The following is a 20,345-nucleotide window of genomic DNA, read 5'->3' on the forward strand; positions in this document are numbered from 1 at the left end:
GTTCAGGCTTTTTTTTGACGCAAGCTGCCAGCCTTCCGATCAGGCGTGGCCGAGCTGGCTTTTTTCCAGCGTTTTGGGCAACGCCTTACCGGCAACCGCAGAGGCAGGAGCGATGCCAATCACATTGGCGGCATGCTCCGGCTGCCGGGTGGCTTCGGCATGGCCGATAAACACGCCGCCTTTTTTCACCGCCAGCACGGCATAATTAAGCGTGCCATGAACATGCGCATGCTCGCCGATTTCAATTGATTCCGCTTTGCATTCACCCTGAATATTGCCATCGATAAGCAATTCATGACAGCTGATATCGCCCTGCACCCGCCCGCCGCGCATGACTTTTACCAGTGCGTCGCTGGCGCTGATATTGCCCTCTATTTCGCCATACACATACACCTGACCCGCGGCAGTAATATTGCCTTTAAAACAGACGTCGCGCGCAATAACGGTATTGCTGACTTTCTCCTCTGAGGGCGGGCGATTTTTTTCAACCGCCGTGGCCGACGAGGCGCTCTTTTTTTCGGCCGCTATATCTGTAGATTTACCGGGTTTCTTAAACATTATCGCTACCTTCCATTGCAGTACATAAAAAAGAAATGATGCTACCGCCAGCAAGCCAAATAGCCATGTCCATCTGAATGAGTAAAAGCTGGCCACCAGGGCCAGAGACCAAAAGCCGAGCCCGCTATTAAAAAAAAGATATCGCCTGTCCATATTGGCTTTCCTGAAGTCCTTATGCTGTTACACATCATCCAGCCCGGTGCCCGCGCTGCCCTGTTATCCGGCGGGCATTAGCGGCAGCACGGCCAGCCGCTGCCCCGTTGCAGACAGCGCATCGCCATCGCTGGCATTTATTAAGGCGCGGGTGGAGTCATACTCATCGTTACTTAAAACGGTATTAATGGCTTTATTTCTGCGTTTTATCGGTAAGGCGGATAAAGCAGAAGATCAGTTATTTTCTGACGCAATCGAAAATCCCTTTCACTGTTATTCAGCGCGTAACGTTATCGTTATTTGAAAAATAATCAAGTATGCTTTTCCGTTTTTGCGAGCGAGCCTGGAGGGAGAGGTGTGTTTTAAAATAAACCTGGAATATATAATTCCCATAAATATAACAAGCACATTATTAATATAAAAAATAATATCATTTTTTAATCTATAAACCGGATTAACGTTATTATGCTGCTGTCTGCATCCGCGCCGCCCGGGCGGTAACGTGGAGGAGAGTTAAAGAAAGCGGCGCCCACGGCGGGGCGCCTGTTGGCTCCGTGCCTCTCGCGCCCTTTCAGGAAGGCGCGAAGCGCCTGTGAACGTACCGTATCCGGAGGAAACGGGGCAGGGCGACGGCGCACGGGGCGGCGGTAAAATCGCCTTTACAACCTTTACGTAAAACCCTTCATCCGCCTATCGACGAAAGTTTCGCCTTTCCGTATGATGGCGCCAATTTTACACCCTGTAGAGAACCTATGATGATAAGCCTGATAGCGGCTTTAGCAGCCGATCGCGTTATTGGGATGGAAAACGCTATGCCGTGGGATCTGCCTGCGGACTTAGCCTGGTTTAAACGTAATACGCTGAATAAGCCGGTCATTATGGGCCGACTGACCTGGGAATCGATTGGCCGCCCGCTGCCGGGACGGCAGAATATCGTGGTCAGCAGCCAGCCCGCGCAGGTGGAAGGCGTCACCTGGGTCAGCTCGCTGGAAGAGGCGCTGGCGGCGGCGGGCGATGCGGAAGAAGTGATGGTGATCGGCGGCGGACGCATCTATGAGCAGATGCTGGATCGCGCCGATCGTCTCTACCTGACGCATATCGACGCTGAAGTGGAAGGCGACACGCATTTTCCCGATTATGAGCCGGACGAGTGGCAGTCGGTCTTCAGCGAATTCCACGACGCCGACGAGAAAAACTCCCACAGCTACTGCTTTGAAATCCTCGATCGCCGCTAATCGCCCCTCTTTGCGCTGCTGTTAGCCAGTTGTAACATGGCTGTCATTTTTGACCTCTAGCATTGCTTCCACTCTGGGAAACCATAAAGGAAGCAATGCAAAATGACCGATAAAATTCTTGCGCTTAACAGCGATTCGCTGCCCAATCCGACGCGTCGTAAACTGCTGGCCGGCAGCGGCGCGTTGGGGCTCGCAGGTTTTCTCGGCGGCGGCGTCAGCCTGCCCGCTTTGGCGCAGGTCACCTCCGCACCGGCCAACAGCCCGCTGCTCGGCTTTACCGGCATTCCCGCCTCGACCGCCGATGAGATCGCCATCGCACCCGGCTACCGGGCGGAGGTGCTGATCTCCTGGGGCGAGCCGCTGGTGGATGGCGCGCCCGCTTTCGACCCGCAGGGCAATAACAGCGCGGCCGATCAGGAAAAGCAGTTCGGCGACAATAATGACGGCATGAGCTTTTTCGCCATTGATGATAATCGCGGCGTGATGGCGATTAACAATGAGTACGTCAACGAACAGTATCTGTTCGCGCACGGTGGCAGCAAAGCCATCAGCGCGGAAGATGTCAAAAAATCGCAGGCCGCGCACGGCGTTTCCGTGGTGGAAGTGGCGCGCGGCGAAGGCAACCGCTGGCATGTGGTGCGTCCTTCACGCTACAACCGCCGCATCACCGCCAATACGCTGATGCATTTTTCCGGCCCGGCAGCGGGCAACGCGGCGCTGCAAACCGCCGCCGATCCCGAAGGCAAAACGGTGCTGGGCACCTTTGGTAACTGCGCCAACGGTAAAACACCGTGGGGCACCTACCTGACCTGCGAAGAGAACTTCGATACCTATTTCGGCACCAAAGTGGCCGGCTTCACGCCGGATGCCCATCAGAAACGCTATACGCTGAAGGCCAGCGAGCCGGAGCGCAACTGGTCCGATTTTGACGAGCGCTTCGACGTGGCGAAAAACCCGAACGAATTTAACCGGCACGGCTGGATTGTGGAGATCGATCCACTCGATCCGACGTCGGTGCCGATCAAGCGCACCGCGCTGGGTCGCTTCAAGCATGAGAACGCGGCGGTCACGGTAGCGAAAAGCGGCGAGCTGGTGGTCTATATGGGCGACGACGAGCGCGGCGAATATATCTATAAATATGTGTCGCGCGGCAAGGTTGATCACGCCAACCCGACGGCGAATCGCGCCCTGCTGGATGAAGGCACGCTCTATGTGGCGGTGTTTGAAGGGGATAAAAACGGCACGCCGCTGAAGGGGACAGGGCGCTGGCTGGCGCTGGTTCACGGGCAAAACGGCCTGACGGCGGAAAACGGCTTTGCGGATCAGGCGGCGATCCTGATTAATGCCCGCGCAGCGGCGGATGTGGTCAAGGCGACGCGTATGGATCGCCCGGAGTGGATCGCCGTCAACCCGCATGACGGACGCGCCTACTGCACCCTGACCAACAACAACAAGCGCGGCAACGAGAAGATGCCGGTGGATGCTGCCAACCCGCGTCCCGATAATATTTATGGCCAGATCATCCGCTGGGATGAACGCGGCGACGCCACGGCGCAGCAGTTCAGCTGGGATATCTTCGTGCTGTGCGGCAACCCTATCGCTCATCCGCAGGGCGTACAGCGCGGCACCCCCAATATTACGGCGGAAAATACCTTTAACAGCCCTGATGGCCTGGGCTTCGACGGCGCCGGACGGCTGTGGATTTTAACCGACGGCAAATACAGCAACGAGGGCGACTACCAGGGACAGGGCAATAATCAGATGCTGGTCGGCGATCCGGAGAGCGGCGAAATTCGTCGTTTTATGGTGGGGCCGAAATCGTGCGAGCTGACCGGTATTACCTTTACGCCGGACTACAAAACGCTGTTCGTCAACGTACAGCATCCGGGAGAGGAGGGGGATTCGCACTTTCCTGGTAACAGCCCGCGGCCACGATCGTCGGTGATGATGATCACCCGCGAAGATGGCGGCGTGCTGGGCGCCTGAAGAGGGCTACGCCGGGCCGGGAGGCCCGGCGGATTAGTCGGCGCGTAGCGCCGTAGACGCGGCGGCGTCGGCTTCGACGCCCTGCTGACGGTTAGAGGGCTGAATAAACAGCTGGCGATCTTCCCAGCGCAGCATGGTCAGCGTTCCACCCCAGCAGCAGCCGGTATCAAGGCCGATAATGCCTTCCGGCGTGCCCTTGCCTTCCAGCGAAGCCCAGTGACCGAAAATAATGGTGTAGTCACGCGCCACCGGACTTTCAATGGCGAACCATGGCTTCAGCGGCGGCGGCGCCGAACCGGGCGCATCTTTGCAGATCATATCCAGCTGCCCGTTCGGGAAGCAGTAGCGCATGCGCGTCAGCGCGTTAGTGCTAAAGCGCAGACGCGCCAGGCCAGTCAGCTCCGGCGACCAGTTGTTCGGCATATCGCCGTACATGGCGTTCAGGAACAGCGGATAGCTGTCGCTGGACAACACCGCCTCGACTTCCCGCGCGCACATTTTCGCGGTTTCGATATCCCACTGTGGCGTAATACCCGCATGCGCCATCGCCAGTTTTTTCTCATCATCCACCTGCAGCAGCGGCTGGCGGCGCAGCCAGTTGATCAGCTCGTCGGCGTCGGGCGCCTCCAGCAGTGGCGTGATACGATCCTTCGGCTTGTTGCGGCTGATGCCGGCGTAAACCGCCAGCAGATGCAGATCGTGATTGCCCAGCACCAGGCGTACCGCACTGCCCAGCGAACGGACAAAGCGCAGTACCTCCAGCGAGCCGGGGCCGCGCGCGACCAGATCGCCGGTCAGCCACAGCGTGTCTTTTTCAGCGTCAAAATCGACCTGCTGCAACAGAGACTGCAGCTCATCGTAGCAGCCGTGAATGTCGCCAATCAGATATGTACTCATGGAATCGTTACCTGGATAAGAAACGGCAAACCCGGCCGCAGCCGGGTTTCTCATCAGTGAATGCGCGAGGGAACGGCAAGCCGGAACACGGGAATATCGACATGGAACTGTTCGCCCCGATCGTCGACCATCACATAGTGTCCCTGCATGGTGCCCATCGGGGTTTCCAGCACCGCGCCGCTGGTATACTGATACTCGTCGCCGGAGGGATAAGCGGCTGTTCGCCGATCACGCCGTCGCCCTGAACTTCGGTTTCGCGGCCGTTGCCGTTGGTGATCAGCCAGTAGCGGCTTAGCAGTTGCACGTTGTCACGCCCCAGGTTGCGGATGGTAATGGTATAGGCGAACACGTAGCGCTCTTCATCGGGGGATGACTGTGATTCGACGTAAAAACTCTGTACCTGAACACATACACGGGGCGATTCGTTCATGCCTTAACTCTCCTGCGACTCAGGGTGCGCAGTTAACCAGTTCGCTAACTGACAATATTGAGCGACGGTGATGTTCTCCGCGCGCAGGCTGCCGTCAACGCCGAGGCTTTCCATGACTTCGGCGCTGAACAGGTGGCCCAGGCTGTTGCGCAGCGTTTTGCGGCGCTTGCCGAAGGCTTCGGTGGTGATGCGGCTCAGCACGCGAATATCATCAACCGGATGCGGACGCGTTTTATGCGGCACCAGACGCACCACGGCAGAATCGACTTTCGGCGCCGGCGTAAAGGATTCCGGCGGCACTTCCAGCACCGGGATCACCTGGCAGTAGTACTGCGCCATCACGCTTAAGCGGCCATAGGCTTTGCTGTTCGGGCCGGCAACCAGACGGTTGACCACCTCTTTTTGCAGCATAAAGTGCATATCTTTGATCGCATCAGTATAGCTGAAAAGATGGAACATCAATGGCGTAGAGATATTGTAGGGCAGGTTGCCGAACACGCGCAGCGGCTGGCCTTTCTCCGCCGCGAGGCTGGAGAAATCGAAGGTCATGGCGTCCTGCTGGTAAATCGTCAGCTTCGGGCCGAGGAACGGATGCGTTTGCAGGCGCGCGGCCAGATCGCGATCCAGTTCGATAACGGTCAGCGCATCAAGGCGATCGCCAACCGGCTCGGTCAGGGCGCCAAGGCCGGGACCAATCTCTACCATCGCCTCGCCGGGTTGCGGATGGATAGCCGTAACGATGCTTTCGATGATATAGGTGTCGTTAAGGAAGTTCTGCCCAAAACGTTTGCGGGCGAAATGACCCTGGTGGACGCGATTATTCATTGGACTTCTTTGATCATAGTGATGGCGAGATTAAGCGCCGTAATAAAGCTTCCCGCATCGGCGTTGCCCTGACCGGCCAGTTCAAGCGCGGTGCCGTGGTCAACGGAGGTACGGATAAAAGGCAGGCCAAGGGTGATATTCACCGCGCGGCCAAAGCCCTGGTATTTTAACACCGGCAGGCCCTGATCGTGATACATCGCCAGCACGGCGTCGGCATGCTGCAGGTATTTCGGCTGGAACAGCGTATCCGCCGGCAGCGGGCCGGTGAGATGCATGCCCCGCTGGCGTAACGTCTCCAGCGCCGGAATGATGGTATCGATCTCTTCGCGGCCCATATGTCCGCCTTCGCCGGCATGGGGATTCAGCCCGCACACCAGAATATGCGGTTGGGCGATGCCAAACTTGCGCTGGAGATCCTGATGCAGAATGCCAATCACTTCATGCAGGCTGGCTTTGGTGATGGCGTCCGGGACCGCTTTTAGCGGCAGATGCGTGGTGGCCAGCGCCACGCGCAGCGTTTCGGTCGCCAGCATCATCACCACGCGATCGCAGGCGGCGCGCTCAGCAAAAAACTCCGTATGGCCGCTGAAGGCGATGCCGGCATCATTAATGACACCTTTATGCACCGGGCCGGTGATCAGCGCGGCGAATTCGCCGTTCAGGCAGCCGTCGCAGGCGCGGGCAAGCGTCTCCAGCACGTAGCGGCTGTTGGCAACGTCCAGCTCGCCGGCAACCACGGGCGCGGCCAGCGCGACCGGCAGCACGGTCAGGGTACCGGCGCGCTGCGGCTGCGCCGGCGCGTCGGGCTGATAGTCCCGCAGTGCGAGGGGCAGGCCCAGCTGCCGCGCGCGATCGGCGAGCAGCTGCGGCGAAGCGCAGACCACCAGTTCTACCGGCCAGTCGCGCTGCGCCAGCTGAAGGGCGACATCGGGACCAATCCCGGCGGGTTCGCCGGGAGTGATGACCACGCGAGCCTTACTGAGCATTGGCGTCCAGGATTTTTACGTAGGCGCTGGCGCGCTGTTCCTGCATCCAGGTTTGCGCTTCTTCCGCAAACTTGCGGTTGAACAGCAGACGATAGGCGCGCTCTTTCTGCGCCGCATCGGTTTTATCAACCTTGCGCGTGTCCAGCAGCTGGATCAGATGCCAGCCGAAAGAGGAATGCACTGGCTGGCTGGTTTCGCCTTTGCTCAGGCGCAGCAGCGCATCGCGGAAGGCCGGATCGTAGATTTCCGGAGAACTCCAGCCCAGATCGCCACCCTGGTTGGCGGAACCCGGATCGTCGGAGAACTGTTTCGCCGCCGCGGCGAAGCTGGTTTTACCGCTTTTGATCTCTTCGGCGATCTGTTGCAGTTTCTGGCGCGCCTGATCGTCGGTCAGGATCGGCGACGGTTTCAGCAGAATATGACGTGCATGCACTTCGGTAACGGAGATATTCTGGCTCTCGCCGCGCAGGTCATTCACTTTCAGGATATGAAAGCCGACGCCGGAGCGGATTGGGCCGACGATATCGCCTTTTTTCGCGGTGCTGAGCGCCTGCGCGAACAGCGTCGGCAGCTCTTCAATTTTGCCCCAGCCCATGTTGCCGCCCTGTAGCGCCTGGGAGTCGGCGGAGTAGGTGACCGCCAGCTTACCGAAATCGGCACCGCTGTTCAGTTCGCCCATCAGCTGCTTCGCCAGCTTCTCCTGATCGTCAACCTGCTGTTGCGTCGGGTTTTCCGGCAGCGGCAGCAGGATGTGGCTGATATTCAGCTCGGTGCCCTGGCTGTTTTGCGCGGAAACCTGTTTTGCCAGCGTGTCCACTTCCTGCGGCAGGATGGTGACACGGCGACGCACTTCGTTGTTGCGCACTTCGGCGATCTGCATCTCTTTGCGGATCTGCTCACGATAGGCGTTGTAGTTCACGCCATCGTAGGCCAGACGGCTGCGCATCTGATCCAGCGACATGCGGTTCTGCGCGGCGATATTGGCAATAGCCTGATCCAGCTGCTGATCGCTGATCTGCACGCCCATCTGTTTGCCCATCTGCAGAATGATGTTATCCATCACCAGACGTTCGACGATCTGATGGCGCAGCGTGCGGTCATCGGGCAGCTGCTGTCCAGCCTGCTGCGCCTGCGCTTTTACCGAGTGCATCATGCCGTCAACGTCACTTTCCAGAACGACGCCGTTGTTGACCACGGCGGCAACTTTATCAACTACCTGCGGGGCTGCGATCGCGGTATTGGCGGCCAGCGCCACACCCAGTATCAGCATTCTCCAGTTCTTCATACGTTTTCCATTTTTCTTTCCGCACTGCGGGTTTGCCTGTCAAACATTACAACATCAGAAAGCGCGCTGGTAAGGCATAATGCCCTGACGTAGCATTTGGTTGCTGCCCAGCCCATAGTTCGGGCTCAGGCCACGCAACTCAATGTTGAATGAGATTTGGTTTTCATACTTGCTGTTGTCGTTTTCCCAGCCGTTGATTTTGCGCTCATAACCCACGCGGATAGCGTAACAGCAGGAGCTATATTGCAACCCGACCAGCTGATCGGCAGGCTGTTTTTCCTTGGTATCGTAGTAGTAAGCGCCTACGACCGCCCAGGAGTCAGCGATGGGCCAGCTGGCTGTCATACCGACCTGCGAAATACCGTTCTCGTAAATCGGGTTGTTGGTAATGTTGCGGTTCAGCGCGCTGGCCACATATTCCGGGCTGCTGTAACGGTAGTTCAGCTGCACCATGCGGTCGGCGTCGCGGCGGTATTCCAGCACCGCATTGCCCTGCGCAACGTTATCCAGACGCGTATCATACTGCACGCCGCCGCGGACGCCCCAGCGATCGCTAACGCGCCAGTAAGTGTCGCCGGCCCAAATCAGGCTGCCGGTGTCATCTTCATCGCTGGTGTTGTTCAGCCCGGTGCGCGACGGGGTAAACGAGTAGATTTGACCTACGGACAGGTTAAAACGTTCAACCAGATCGTTATCATAAATACGCGTCGTCAGACCGCTCGCCACCTGGTTGGCGGAGGCAATGCGATCCAGACCGCTGTAAGTGCGATCGCGGAACAGGCCGGTGTAGTCGGTTTGCAGCAGCGTGGAGTCATACGCCTGGATATGGCTCTGATCGCGGTACGGAATATAGAGATACTGTACACGCGGCTCCAGCGTCTGGGTGTAGCCCTGCGCCCAGTTCATATCGCGGTCGAACACCATGCGGCCATCGACTTTAAACTGCGGCATAACGCGGTTCACATCTTCTTTCAGCTGGTTATTCGCATTATTTGGCTGTGCGTTGTAATAATCGACATCGCTCTGCTGGTAGTGGGTCGCCAGCAGTTTCGCTTCGGTGTTCAGGCTGCCCCAGTCGTTGGCCAGCGGCAGGTTGATCGTCGGTTCAAGGTGCAGGCGCACCGCATCCGGCAGATCGTCGTTCACATTGGTAAACTGCACCGCCTGCGCATAGAGGCGCGTATCGAACGGCCCGATATCGTTTTTATAGTAGTTAAAATCGAACTGCGGCTGCGCGCGGTAAATGTTCCGGGAGCGGTTGGTGTCGAACACCTGGAAGTCTTTGCTGGAGAGCGTGGCGTCCCAGTTAGTATCCGCATAGCCGACGCTGAACTTCTGCGAAGCGTAGCCGTCGGTGGTGGAGTAGTACTTCGAGTCGAGATCCTGGAAATAGTAAGGATCGCTGACTTTGGTGTAGTCAGCGCTGAAACGCCAGTGCTGCTGGTAAACGCCGGAGTGACGCCAGAAGAAGAGCCAGCGGTTGGAGTCGCCGTCGTTGGAGTTGCGCGCCGCTTCGTCTCGCTTGTATTCGTCGTCGCTCGGCAGGTAGTCGAACTCCACCAGGCCGGTGCCCGCCTGAGTCAGATAGCGGAACTCATTCTGCCACTGCAGCCCGCGCTTGCTGAGATAGTTCGGCGTAATGGTGGCATCCATCTGCGGCGCGATGTTCCAGTAGTAGGGCAGCGCGAACTGGAAGCCGTCATTATTACTGTATTTCGCATTCGGGATCAGGAAACCGGAACGGCGGCGATCGCCGATCGGCAGCTGCAGGTAGGGGCTGTAGAAAACTGGCACCGGGCCGAGCTTAAAGCGCGCGTTCCAGATCTCCGCCACCTGCTCTTCACGATCCTGGATGACCTGCGAACCGACCACGCTCCAGCTATTGCTGCCCGGCAGACAGGAGGTAAAGGTGCCGTTTTCCAGAATGGTGTAGCGGTTGTCGCCGCGCAGCTTCATCTGATCGGCGGTGCCGCGGCCCTGGCGTCCCACCATCTGATAGTCGCCGTTCCAGACGTTGGTATCTTTGGTATTGAGGTTTGACCAGGCTTTCGGACCTTTCAGGATGACCTGATTGTCGTCGTAATGCACATTACCCAGCGCATCGACGGTGCGAACCGGCGTGGTCTGGCCCGGCTGCTGACGCTGGTGCAGCTGCACTTCGTCAGAACGCAGACGGCTGTTGCCCTGCTGAATATCGACTTTGCCGGTAAATACCGCGTCGTCAGGGTAGTTACCCCTGGCGTTATCAGAATGTATCGTTACCGGCAGTTGATTCGCGTCGCCCTGTACCAGGGGACGGTTATAACTTGGTACGCCCAGCATACACTGCGACATCAGATCGTCGGCGAGGGAGTGCTGACTATAAAGCGCTGCGCCAATCATCGTGGCCAGCAGTGTGGGTATACGTTTTTTCATACGCGGTATCGAGAATTCCGTAATTACTGGCATCATGCCGACAAAACGGTCAGAGACTAACGTACTGCACTGCGTTGCGCCAGTGTTAATCCTTGCCTGTCCGCGTTGCCGTTAGGCAGTGAGATAAATGACAGGTATGATAATGCAATTTTTATCCTTCGGCATGGCGAATTGAGGAGTATATGCGCTATTGGGGAAAAGTAATTGGTCTGGTGCTGGGATTGCTTTCCGGCGCAGGCTTTTGGGGACTGCTGATTGGCCTGCTGCTCGGCCATCTGGTCGATAAAATCCGCGAGACGCAGGGCAGGGCCTATTTTTCAAATAATCAGACCCGACAGACGATTTTTTTCCGCACCACCTTTCAGGTGATGGGGCATTTAAGCAAAGCGAAAGGGCGCGTGACCGAAGCGGATATTCAGATCGCCTCATTGCAGATGGATCGCATGCAGCTGCACGGCGCGGCGCGCACTCAGGCGCAGCAGGCTTTTCGTGAAGGCAAGCAGAGCGACTATCCGTTGCGAAACAAGCTGCGCGAACTGCGCAGCGCCTGTTTCGGCCGTTTCGATTTGATTCGGATGTTTCTGGAAATCCAGATTCAGGCGGCGTTCGCCGACGGCACGCTGCATCCGAATGAGCGTCAGGTGCTGTATGTGATCGCGGAAGAGTTAGGCATTTCGCGCGTGCAGTTCGAGCAGTATCTGCGAATGATGGAAGGCGGTCAGCAATTTGGCGGCGGCCACGCCTGGGGCGGGTCCTCGCAGGGCGGAGCGCGTTACGGTGCGCAGCAAGGGCCGACGCTGGAGGCCGCCTGTAAGGTGCTGGGCGTGAAGCCGACCGATGACTATATGACGATCAAGCGCGCCTGGCGCAAGCTGATGGCGGAACATCACCCCGATAAGCTGGTGGCGAAAGGTTTGCCGCCGGAGATGATGGAGATGGCGAAGCAGAAGGCGCAGGAGATTCAGGCGGCATGGGATCTGATCCGCAAAGAGAGAAACTTTAAGTAGCGCGCGGCGCAGGGGAAACGGTTCCTGGGCGGCGTTGCGATAAAGGTTGCCCGGCGTCCAAACCTTTCTGCGCGGGCGTTAAAGAAAGGTTTTCTGCGGCAAGCTCTTTTCCGGCCAGCTTTTGCCTGGCGCCGTTAAAGAAAGGTTTTCGGCGCAATTCCTTTTCCGTGCCGGCATTAAAGGGCGGTTTTCTACGGAAAGCCCTTTTCCGTGCCGGTCAGAAGAGGGGCTGTCCGTTCGGCGGGACGGCATCGACCCCTCCCTGTGGGGCCTCCCGCGCCGTTCCTGGCGCGGGAGGCCCGCCTCTTCGGCCAGCCTCTTTTCTTCTTCTGATCGCCTGCCTTCATACTTCACCTGCCGGGAAAATACGGCTCCTCCCTCTGTTTCAGTAACAATGAATACGCCTTCAGCTCCTGGCGCTCAGCATCACATGAGCAAAGGATACGACATCCAAAAAGCAGAGCAGGTGTCGCTGAGATTAAAACGCAGCAAACAGGCCATGTTAAAGGTTAGAGAGCGGCGGGCAGACAACACTAAAACGTAGTGAGCGGCGTACAGACAACGCCGAAGCCTGAAGCGCGGCGGGCAGACGGACACTAAAACGTAGAGAGCGGCGTACAGACAGCGCGAAAGCCTGAAGCGCGGCGAACAGACGACACTAAAACGTAGAGAGCGGCGAACAGACAATGCCAAAGCCTGAAGCGCGGCGAACAGACGACACTAAAACGTAGAGAGCGGCGAACAGACAATGCCAAAGCCTGAAGCGCGACGGGCAGATGGACACTGATGTTAAGGAAGCGGCAGGCAGGCCGTGTAGTAAAGCCTCCGCGTCAGGGATGACGCGGCGGAGTCTCCAGGGATGGATTGACGACGTCTTTACGGAACGGCCTGCCTGTCGCTGACTGCGCAGACGGGCGTCAACGTCTGATCCGCCGCGCCATCACTAACGCAGCAGCCCACTCAGCCCGCCGCAAGCCATCAAAAATCGGCTGGCTGGCGGAACGTCATGCGGTTGCCGAAAGCAGGGTGGGTAATCGTCAGCGACTCGGCGTGCAGCTGCAAACGCGGCGCCATCGCCAGCGCCGCCTCGTGCGCATAAAAACGATCGCCCAGAATCGGATGGCCTAACGCCTGCATATGCACGCGTAATTGATGCGAACGACCAGTAATCGGCTTCAGCTGGATACGCGCGGAGTTATCCGCCGCCCGATCCAGCACCTGATACTCCGTCTGGGCCGATTTCCCGGTCTCAAAACAGACCTTCTGCATCGGACGATTCGGCCAGTCACAAATCAACGGCAGATCCACCAAACCCTCATCCTTCTCAGGATGGCCCCAGATACGCGCTACATAGCTTTTTTCCGGCTCGCGATCGCGGAACTGACGCTTCAGCTCGCGCTCGGCTGCCTTAGTCAACGCGACCACCAGCACGCCGCTGGTGGCCATATCCAGACGATGCACCGATTCAGCCTGCGGGAAATCGCGCTGAACACGCGTCATCACGCTGTCTTTATGCTCCTCAAGACGGCCCGGCACGGACAATAACCCGCTTGGCTTATTGACCACCATAATGTGGTCGTCCTGATACAAAATATGCAGCCAGGGTTCCAGCGGCGGGTTATAGGGTTCCATCGTCTGCCTCTCCGGTTCGCTTACTGATGAGAAACCACGATCAGGCGCAGCGCGTCCAGACGCCAGCCGGCGTCGTTCAGGCTGGCCAACACCTCGCTGCGGTTGCTTTCCAGCGCGGCGATCTCATCTTCACGGATATTCGGGTTCACCGCTTTCAGCGCCTCGAGACGCTCCAGCTCGGCGCTCAGCTTCTCATCCGCCTCGGTGCGCGCGGCATCGATCAGCTTACGCGCCGCTTCCGCCGCCTGCGGCTCCGCCAGCTGCAGAATCGCATGCACATCCTGCTGCACCGCGTTCACCAGCTTACTGCCGTTATGACGGTTTACCGCATTCAACTGACGGTTAAAGCTCTCAAACTCCACTTTGTCCGCCAGGTTGGTGCCTTTGCGATCCACCAGCAAACGCATCGGCGTCGGCGGCAGGAAACGGGTCAGCTGCAGATGCTTCGGTGCCTGCGCCTCCACCACGTAAATCAGCTCGATCAGCAACGTGCCGACCGGCAGCGCCTTATTCTTCAGCAGCGAAAGGGCGCAGCTGCCGGTATCGCCCGACAGGATCAGGTCAAGACCGTTGCGAATGATCGGATGCTCCCAGGTGACATACTGCGCATCTTCACGCGCCAGCGCCTGAGCGCGATCGAAGGTAATGGTGCAACCCTCTTCCGGCAGACCGGGGAAATCGGGTACCAGCATATGATCGGACGGCGTCAGCACAATCAGGTTATCGCTGCGATCTTCCTGGTTAATACCGACGATATCGAACAGGTTAAGGGCAAAATTGACCAGCTCGATATTGTTATCCTGACGGCCAATCTCTTCCGCCAGCGCCAGCGCCTTCTCGCCGCCGTTGGAGTGCAGCTCCAGCAGACGGTCGCGGCCTTGCTCCAGCTGCGCGCGCAACGCATCATGCTGCTGGCGGCACTCGGCGATAAACGCATCCAGCCCTTCGCTATTTTCCGGCGCGGCCAGATAGCCGATCAGTTGATCATGCACCCGATCGTAAACCGCGCGTCCGGTCGGGCAGGTATGCTCGAACGCATCCAGCCCTTCGTGATACCAGCGCACCAGCACCGACTGCGCGGTTTTCTCCAGATAAGGCACCATGATCTGAATGTCGCGCGTCTGACCGATACGGTCGAGACGGCCGATACGCTGCTCCAGCAAATCGGGGTTGAACGGCAGATCGAACATCACCAGCCGGTTGGCAAACTGGAAGTTGCGCCCCTCGGAACCGATCTCAGAGCAGAGCAGCACCTGCGCGCCATCCTCTTCCGAGGCGAAATAGGCGGCGGCGCGGTCGCGATCGATGATCGACAGCCCTTCATGGAACACCGCAGCACGAATGCCTTCGCGCTCGCGCAGCACCTGCTCCAGCTGCAGCGCGGTCGCGGCTTTGGCGCAGATCACCAGCACTTTCTCTTCGCGGTTGCTGGTGAGGTAGCCCATCAGCCACTCGACGCGCGGATCGAAGTTCCACCAGGTGCCGCTGTCACCTTCAAATTCCTGATAAATCTGCTCCGGATAGAGCATATCGTGCGCGCGCTCCTCGGCTGATTTGCGCGCCGCCATAATGCCGGAGACCTTAATCGCCGTCTGATACTGTGTCGGCAGCGGCAGACGGATCTGATGCAGCTCGCGGTGCGGGAAGCCTTTTACGCCGTTGCGGGTGTTGCGGAACAGCACGCGGCTGGTGCCGTGGCGATCCATCAGCATGCGGATCAGCTCTTCGCGCGCCGCCTGCTTGCCGTCGCCCTCACCGTTAGCGGTTTGCAGCAGCGGCTCGATATCCTGTTCACCAATCAGATCGCTCAGCAGGTTGATCTCTTCGTTGCTGATACGCTTATCTTCCAGCAGCATCGCGACCGCATCGGCGACCGGACGGTAGTTCTCCTGCTCGGCGACAAACTGCTCAAAATCGTGGAAGCGATCCGGATCGAGCAGACGCAGACGCGCGAAATGGCTCTCCATACCGAGCTGCTCCGGCGTCGCCGTCAGCAGCAGCACGCCGGGGATCTGTTCCGCCAGCTGCTCGATAACCTGATATTCGCGGCTCGGCTCGCCTTCGCTCCAGGCGAGGTGATGCGCTTCATCCACGACCAGCAGATCCCACTCCGCCTCCGCCAGCTGCTGCAGACGCTGCTTATTACGGCGTACAAAATCGAGCGAGCAGATCACCAGCTGCTCGGTATCGAACGGATTGTCGCTATCGTGCTGCGCTTCGGCGTAGCGCGCATCGTCAAACAGCGAGAAACGCAGGTTAAAGCGGCGCAGCATCTCCACCAGCCACTGATGCTGTAGGGTTTCCGGCACTACGATCAGCACGCGATCGGCGCGGCCGGCCAGCAGCTGCTGATGAATAATCATCCCGGCTTCGATGGTTTTGCCGAGGCCCACTTCGTCCGCCAGCAGTACACGCGGTGCGTGACGGCGGCCCACATCGTGCGCGATATGCAGCTGATGCGGGATCAGATTGGTGCGCATGCCGCGCAGGCCGCTGACGGAGAGGCGGTACTGCTCGCTCTGGTAGCGGCGCGCGCGAAAGCGCAGGGCGAAGCGATCCATGCGATCAAGCTGACCGGCGAACAGACGGTCCTGCGGCTTGCTGAACACCAGCTTGCTGTCGAGCAGCACTTCGCGCATTTCCACCGGCTCCTGAGTATCCAGACGGGTGCCGATATAGGTTACCAGGCCATTATCATTGCGCACTTCAGCCACTTCCAGCTGCCAGCCTTCATGGCTGGTGATGGTATCGCCGGGATTGAAGATCACACGGGTAATGGGAGAATCATTTCGGGCATAGAGACGGTTTTCACCGGTAGCAGGAAAAAGCAGGGTAACCATACGGGCATCCAGGGCAACCACAGTTCCCAGTCCCAGTTCGCTTTCCGTGTCGCTGATCCAGCGTTGACCAAGTGTAAAAGGCATAGATGTTTAGCTCGCGATTCTCGTAATAACAGGTGTCATGCTCCCGCCCGGACAATAGCGTTGCGGCCAGGCAATAAGCATGTCTGGCTAAGGCCCAGGAGCGGTGAATTCAGGAAGGGCGCTATGGTACTGGAAGGTAACGCGTTCGTCACCTGTCAAAAAAGTCCCAGCTGCCCGGTAATCAGTGTAGCAAAGTCATCCTGCACGAAAGGCAGTATGCCGTCGGCGACCGGCTGCAGCTGCTTCGTCAGGTAGTGATCGTAGTCCAGCGGCGCGGTGCGCGCTTCCAGCGGCTCCGGCCCGGAAGTGGTCATCACATAGCGGATGGCGCCCCCTTTCTGGTACTGCAACGGGCGGCCCAGCTTGCTATTCTGCTCGTCCGCCAGGCGCGCGGCGCGCACGTGCGGCGGCACGTTGCGTTCATATTCGTGCAGCGGGCGGCGCAGGCGCTTTTTGTACACCAGCTGCGCGTCCAGCTCGCCGTCCAGCAGCTGACGCACCGTTTCGCGAATATACTCCTGCCAGGGCTGGCCGCGAAAAATACGGCCGTAGAGCGCCTGCTGAAACGCCTGCGCCAGCGGCGTCCAGTCGGTGCGCACCGTCTCCAGCCCCTTAAACACCATCCGTTCCTCGCCTGCCTGCTGGATCAGCCCGGCGTAGCGCTTTTTGCTGCCCTGCTCGGCACCGCGAATGGTCGGCATCAGAAAACGCACGAAATGGGTCTCATACTCTAGCTCCAGCGCGCTTTCCAGCTGATACGTCGCCTGCAGATGGTCGCGCCACCACTGATTAACCTGGCTGACCAGCTGCCGGCCGATAGCATCGGCGGACGCGGCATCGTGTGGCGCCTTTAGCCAGACAAACGTGGAGTCGGTATCGCCATAGATCACTTCGTAGCCCTGCGCCTCAATCAGCTGGCGTGTCTGCTGCATAATTTCATGGCCGCGCAGCGTAATCGAAGAGGCGAGACGCGGATCGAAAAAGCGGCAGGCGCGGGTGCCCAGCACGCCGTACAGCGCATTCATAATGATTTTCAGCGCCTGTGACAGCGGCTGGTTGCCCTGGCGCTTCGCCGCTTCGCGCCCCTGCCAGATCTGATTGACGATGGCGGGCAAACAGTGGTTGTGACGCGAAAAGCGCGCCTGACGGAAGCCTGGCACCGAATCTTTATCTTCAGGGTGAGCCAGCCCCTCTACCAGTCCGACCGGGTCAATTAAAAAGGTGCGAATAATCGAGGGGTAAAGGCTTTTATAATCCAGCACCAGCACCGAATCATACAGGCCGGGGCGTGAATCCATTACATAGCCGCCGGGGCTGGCGTCCGGCGCCACCTCGCCGTGATTGGGGGCGACGAAGCCGGCGCGATGCATGCGCGGGAAATAGAGATGGCTGAAAGAGGCCACCGAGCCGCCGTGGCGATCCGCCGCCAGGCCGTTGACGCTGGCGCGTTCCAGCAAAAAGGGCATCAGCTCGGTTTTCTGAAAGATGCGCGTCACCAGCTCGCAGTCTTTCAGGTTGTAGCGCGCCAGCGCCGGCTTATCGTTGGCGAAGCGTTGGTTGATCTCCTCCATGCGCTGCCAGGGGTTATCGATCGCTTTGCCTTCGCCCAGCAGCTGCCGCGACACCGATTCCAGACTAAAAGAGTCGAAATTCCAGAAGGCGGATTTCAGCGCTTCGATGCCGTCGATAATCAGCCGCCCCTCCGCCTGCGCGAAAAACACGCCCGGCTTAAAACCATGCTCGCGCCATTCCAGTACCGTTTGATTACGCCCAAGGCGCAGCGGGATAGCGTAGCGATCGGCATGCTTTTGCAGCACGCGCAGATCGAACTGCACCACGTTCCAGCCAATCAGCACGTCGGGATCCTGCGCGGCGAACCAGGCGTTGAGCTTCTCCAGCAGCTGTGGGCGGCTGCTAACGTAGTACAGCTCAAAATCGAGCCCGCCGGCATTGCCGTTTTCCGGCCCGAGCATCCAGACAATGCGCTCTCCGCAGCCTTCAACACCGATGCAGTAGAGTTCGCCATGCTGGGTGGTTTCGATATCGAGCGACGCCCAGCGAAGCTGCGGGCGGTAATCGGGATGCGGCTTCACCCGACCGTTAATCAGGCTTTCTCCGGCCGGTTCGCCACTAAACCAGACCGGCGCGGTGATAAAGCGCTCCATCAGGAAACGATCCGGCGGGCGCACGTCCGCTTCGTAGAGGGGAATATGATGCTCGCGCAGCCGCTTCTCCAGCCGCTGCAGCTGACGATATTGAGAACAATAGAGGCCCAGCACCGGGCGATGGCGAAAATCTTTCAGGCCGAGCGGCGCCAGGCGCCAGTGGCGCTCATCGGCCAGCAGCTGCTGCGCCTGCTGCTGATATTCCGCCGGCAAAAAGGCGACCGACTCCTGCGGCGGCAGCACCAGACGCTGCGGCCCGTTTTCAGTCGCCAGCCATAAAACGATTTCGGTGCCGTTTGGCGTATCGCGCCAGTGGCGCGTCAGCAGGAAACCTGCGCGTGCGTTGTTCACCCGATGCCTCTGAATAGCGGAAAATCGCGCCGATTATACCATGTTTATTTATACAGTGCCCGACGCCTTGCCGCCGCGCGCGACGTGTTGTATTCGGGACAGGTCTTGAATCCGCGCGCGCGTTTTACCGTTATTAATGAGGGCTTAACGATACCGCATGGGGGGGCGGAAAGCCGCCCTGGCAGGGGCATAATAAATGACAGCGTTAACCTTTCCTTGTACTGTTTTCTCTACCCAACGAAAAATGCATGACCGGGCGGCGGCGGATATGCGCTATGGCGATCTGACGGCTGCTCAGCTGCAAAAAGTCTACCTGCTGACCGACGTCTCAGAAAAAGTCGACCCTTACAGCGGCACGCGGCTGACGCCGTTTAATGTGCCGCAGTCGCGTTTTTATCGCCCCCACACCGTTAAAAATGCGGGAACCTGTTCGCATCAAGCCAGCGCGCAGCTGCTGTTTGGTGAGATGCGCAGCCTGAGCGGTCCTTTCTCTCTGTACAGCCCCTATCGCCAGCTGATTAACAAGATGATTGACCATCTCCAATATGCCGACGGCGCTGCGTTTAGCGATGTCGGGCTGGATATGGCGTTGAGAGAGCAAATAATAAATGATAGCTCGGAAGTAAGTTCACTTGCCTTGTTAAGGGAGGTCATTGAAAAATATGTTGATTATGAGGGTGGGTTTTATCCTCTTGAATTGAAATCAAAGTTCAATGACAGCCTTAGAGACTCTATTTTACCTAAGTTTGCCCGCTTTGAAGATAATTATAATGGCTTAGGTATAACAATACATGATATCTATGCGATAGAAATAGAAGTTCTATCGCTTAAGATAGAGAATAATAGCTGGATAGCAAAAATACGTTATCATGCTCAGGATCATTTTGGGTTAGATGATTCAGATATTATGCAGAAGAAATATCATCAGTTCCGTTTTTTTAGACTCTGGTTTGTTCTGCAACGTTATGAAAAGTATGGGTTCAAACCTTTTTTTACCAATATGAGTGTGGATATCGATTTGAAAGGTGGAACAGTGTGAAAAATGAAATTAAAATTACATTAGCGTTTTTTTCTACTTTTATTGTATTAATTTCTGGTTTTTTATACATTTCTAACTTAAGGGTGGAAATTGTTAAGGCCCACTGGAATCCGCACAGCTTTCATATTTTGGTGAGAAAATTCCCATTAACCGATAAAGGGAAAATTAATTGGTGGCTTGAGAATAAAGAATCTATTTTTCAGAATTATCATCTTCCTGATAATATTTTATCAAATAATAATATTGTTGTCTGGCGCTTCGGCGATGGTTATAAAACGCTGGGAAAATATGATCGTCTCTGCTTTGACGATATGCCGCCGCCGAAAAATTGTATTGAGAAAGAACGATTAATGTATATCACCCTGACGCGCAAGGGCGAGGTCAGCTACTGGCTGAACGGGACTCGCTATATTCAGAAAGCCAACGGCGAACTGGATGAAGTGGGATTCAAATAAAT

General features: G+C 57.6%; 14 protein-coding genes and 1 pseudogene. 5 read left to right on the forward strand and 10 right to left on the reverse strand.

Annotated features, from left to right (window positions below; translation table 11 throughout):
- Nucleotides 1-39: 39 nt before the first annotated feature.
- Nucleotides 40-558, reverse strand: coding sequence for a bactofilin family protein (locus C2E15_RS04130; protein WP_167391829.1), 519 nt, complete (start codon nucleotides 556-558; stop codon nucleotides 40-42).
- Between the two features lie 908 nt (nucleotides 559-1,466).
- On the opposite strand from C2E15_RS04130, the gene folA reads away from it, so the two are divergent.
- Together folA and C2E15_RS04145 are read left to right on the forward strand one after the other, a co-directional pair.
- Nucleotides 1,467-1,946: a type 3 dihydrofolate reductase gene (gene folA / locus C2E15_RS04140; protein WP_104959075.1), complete on the forward strand. Its 480-nt coding sequence runs from the start codon at nucleotides 1,467-1,469 to the stop codon at nucleotides 1,944-1,946.
- Between the two features lie 102 nt (nucleotides 1,947-2,048).
- Complete coding sequence (locus C2E15_RS04145) at nucleotides 2,049-3,932, forward strand: PhoX family protein (RefSeq protein ID WP_104956245.1); 1,884 nt, start codon at nucleotides 2,049-2,051, stop codon at nucleotides 3,930-3,932.
- Between the two features lie 33 nt (nucleotides 3,933-3,965).
- On the opposite strand, the gene apaH is transcribed toward C2E15_RS04145, so the two are convergent.
- From apaH to lptD, 6 genes and pseudogenes are all read right to left on the reverse strand, one after another.
- Complete coding sequence (apaH, locus tag C2E15_RS04150; RefSeq protein WP_104956246.1) at nucleotides 3,966-4,829, reverse strand: bis(5'-nucleosyl)-tetraphosphatase (symmetrical) ApaH; 864 nt, start codon at nucleotides 4,827-4,829, stop codon at nucleotides 3,966-3,968.
- A 53-nt stretch (nucleotides 4,830-4,882) separates the two neighbouring features.
- Nucleotides 4,883-5,259, reverse strand: a pseudogene (apaG, locus tag C2E15_RS04155) (Co2+/Mg2+ efflux protein ApaG).
- A gap of 3 nt (nucleotides 5,260-5,262) precedes the next feature.
- Nucleotides 5,263-6,084, reverse strand: a complete 822-nt coding sequence (gene rsmA / locus C2E15_RS04160) for a 16S rRNA (adenine(1518)-N(6)/adenine(1519)-N(6))-dimethyltransferase RsmA (protein WP_104956247.1) — start codon at nucleotides 6,082-6,084, stop codon at nucleotides 5,263-5,265.
- Nucleotides 6,081-7,070: a 4-hydroxythreonine-4-phosphate dehydrogenase PdxA gene (gene pdxA, locus C2E15_RS04165; RefSeq protein WP_104956248.1), complete on the reverse strand. Its 990-nt coding sequence runs from the start codon at nucleotides 7,068-7,070 to the stop codon at nucleotides 6,081-6,083. The genes rsmA and pdxA overlap by 4 nt, the downstream gene beginning before the upstream one ends.
- The gene (surA, locus tag C2E15_RS04170; RefSeq protein WP_104956249.1) at nucleotides 7,060-8,355 is read right to left on the reverse strand and encodes a peptidylprolyl isomerase SurA; all 1,296 of its coding nucleotides are present in this window, start codon (nucleotides 8,353-8,355) and stop codon (nucleotides 7,060-7,062) included. Before surA ends, pdxA begins: the two co-directional genes overlap by 11 nt.
- Before the next feature lie 54 nt (nucleotides 8,356-8,409).
- The gene (gene lptD / locus C2E15_RS04175) at nucleotides 8,410-10,770 is read right to left on the reverse strand and encodes an LPS assembly protein LptD (protein WP_245912347.1); all 2,361 of its coding nucleotides are present in this window, start codon (nucleotides 10,768-10,770) and stop codon (nucleotides 8,410-8,412) included.
- 182 nt (nucleotides 10,771-10,952) lie between these two features.
- On the opposite strand from lptD, the gene djlA reads away from it, so the two are divergent.
- Nucleotides 10,953-11,777 carry a co-chaperone DjlA gene (gene djlA / locus C2E15_RS04180; protein ID WP_104956251.1) on the forward strand — a complete coding sequence of 275 codons (825 nt, stop codon included), beginning with the start codon at nucleotides 10,953-10,955 and terminating at the stop codon, nucleotides 11,775-11,777.
- Between the two features lie 978 nt (nucleotides 11,778-12,755).
- Here the strand turns inward: djlA and rluA are convergent.
- From rluA to polB, 3 genes are all read right to left on the reverse strand, one after another.
- Nucleotides 12,756-13,475: a bifunctional tRNA pseudouridine(32) synthase/23S rRNA pseudouridine(746) synthase RluA gene (gene rluA, locus C2E15_RS04185; RefSeq protein ID WP_104956252.1), complete on the reverse strand. Its 720-nt coding sequence runs from the start codon at nucleotides 13,473-13,475 to the stop codon at nucleotides 12,756-12,758.
- The gene (gene rapA / locus C2E15_RS04190; protein ID WP_104956253.1) at nucleotides 13,430-16,333 is read right to left on the reverse strand and encodes an RNA polymerase-associated protein RapA; all 2,904 of its coding nucleotides are present in this window, start codon (nucleotides 16,331-16,333) and stop codon (nucleotides 13,430-13,432) included. The genes rluA and rapA overlap by 46 nt, the downstream gene beginning before the upstream one ends.
- A gap of 155 nt (nucleotides 16,334-16,488) precedes the next feature.
- Complete coding sequence (gene polB, locus C2E15_RS04195; RefSeq protein ID WP_104956254.1) at nucleotides 16,489-18,849, reverse strand: DNA polymerase II; 2,361 nt, start codon at nucleotides 18,847-18,849, stop codon at nucleotides 16,489-16,491.
- A 196-nt stretch (nucleotides 18,850-19,045) separates the two neighbouring features.
- Here polB and C2E15_RS04200 point away from each other — a divergent pair, with 196 nt between their 5' ends.
- Both C2E15_RS04200 and C2E15_RS04205 read left to right on the forward strand, forming a co-directional pair.
- On the forward strand, nucleotides 19,046-19,888 hold the full coding sequence (locus C2E15_RS04200; RefSeq protein WP_104956255.1) for a DUF3289 family protein: 843 nt from the start codon (nucleotides 19,046-19,048) through the stop codon (nucleotides 19,886-19,888).
- Entirely contained in the window at nucleotides 19,885-20,343 is a 459-nt protein-coding gene (locus C2E15_RS04205; protein WP_104956256.1) for a DUF943 family protein, read from the forward strand. The genes C2E15_RS04200 and C2E15_RS04205 overlap by 4 nt, the downstream gene beginning before the upstream one ends.
- Nucleotides 20,344-20,345: the final 2 nt, after the last annotated feature.

The organism is Mixta gaviniae (genome assembly GCF_002953195.1).
Taxonomy (GTDB): Bacteria; Pseudomonadota; Gammaproteobacteria; order Enterobacterales; family Enterobacteriaceae; genus Mixta; species Mixta gaviniae.

Coding starts and splice junctions, on each gene's coding strand:
- C2E15_RS04130 (WP_167391829.1), bottom strand. CDS start 558: ATGTTTAAGAAACCCGGTAAATCTACAGATATAGCGGCCGAAAAAAAG.
- folA (WP_104959075.1), top strand. CDS start 1,467: ATGATAAGCCTGATAGCGGCTTTAGCAGCCGATCGCGTTATTGGGATG.
- C2E15_RS04145 (WP_104956245.1), top strand. CDS start 2,049: ATGACCGATAAAATTCTTGCGCTTAACAGCGATTCGCTGCCCAATCCG.
- apaH (WP_104956246.1), bottom strand. CDS start 4,829: ATGAGTACATATCTGATTGGCGACATTCACGGCTGCTACGATGAGCTG.
- rsmA (WP_104956247.1), bottom strand. CDS start 6,084: ATGAATAATCGCGTCCACCAGGGTCATTTCGCCCGCAAACGTTTTGGG.
- pdxA (WP_104956248.1), bottom strand. CDS start 7,070: ATGCTCAGTAAGGCTCGCGTGGTCATCACTCCCGGCGAACCCGCCGGG.
- surA (WP_104956249.1), bottom strand. CDS start 8,355: ATGAAGAACTGGAGAATGCTGATACTGGGTGTGGCGCTGGCCGCCAAT.
- lptD (WP_245912347.1), bottom strand. CDS start 10,770: ATGAAAAAACGTATACCCACACTGCTGGCCACGATGATTGGCGCAGCG.
- djlA (WP_104956251.1), top strand. CDS start 10,953: ATGCGCTATTGGGGAAAAGTAATTGGTCTGGTGCTGGGATTGCTTTCC.
- rapA (WP_104956253.1), bottom strand. CDS start 16,333: ATGCCTTTTACACTTGGTCAACGCTGGATCAGCGACACGGAAAGCGAA.
- C2E15_RS04200 (WP_104956255.1), top strand. CDS start 19,046: ATGACAGCGTTAACCTTTCCTTGTACTGTTTTCTCTACCCAACGAAAA.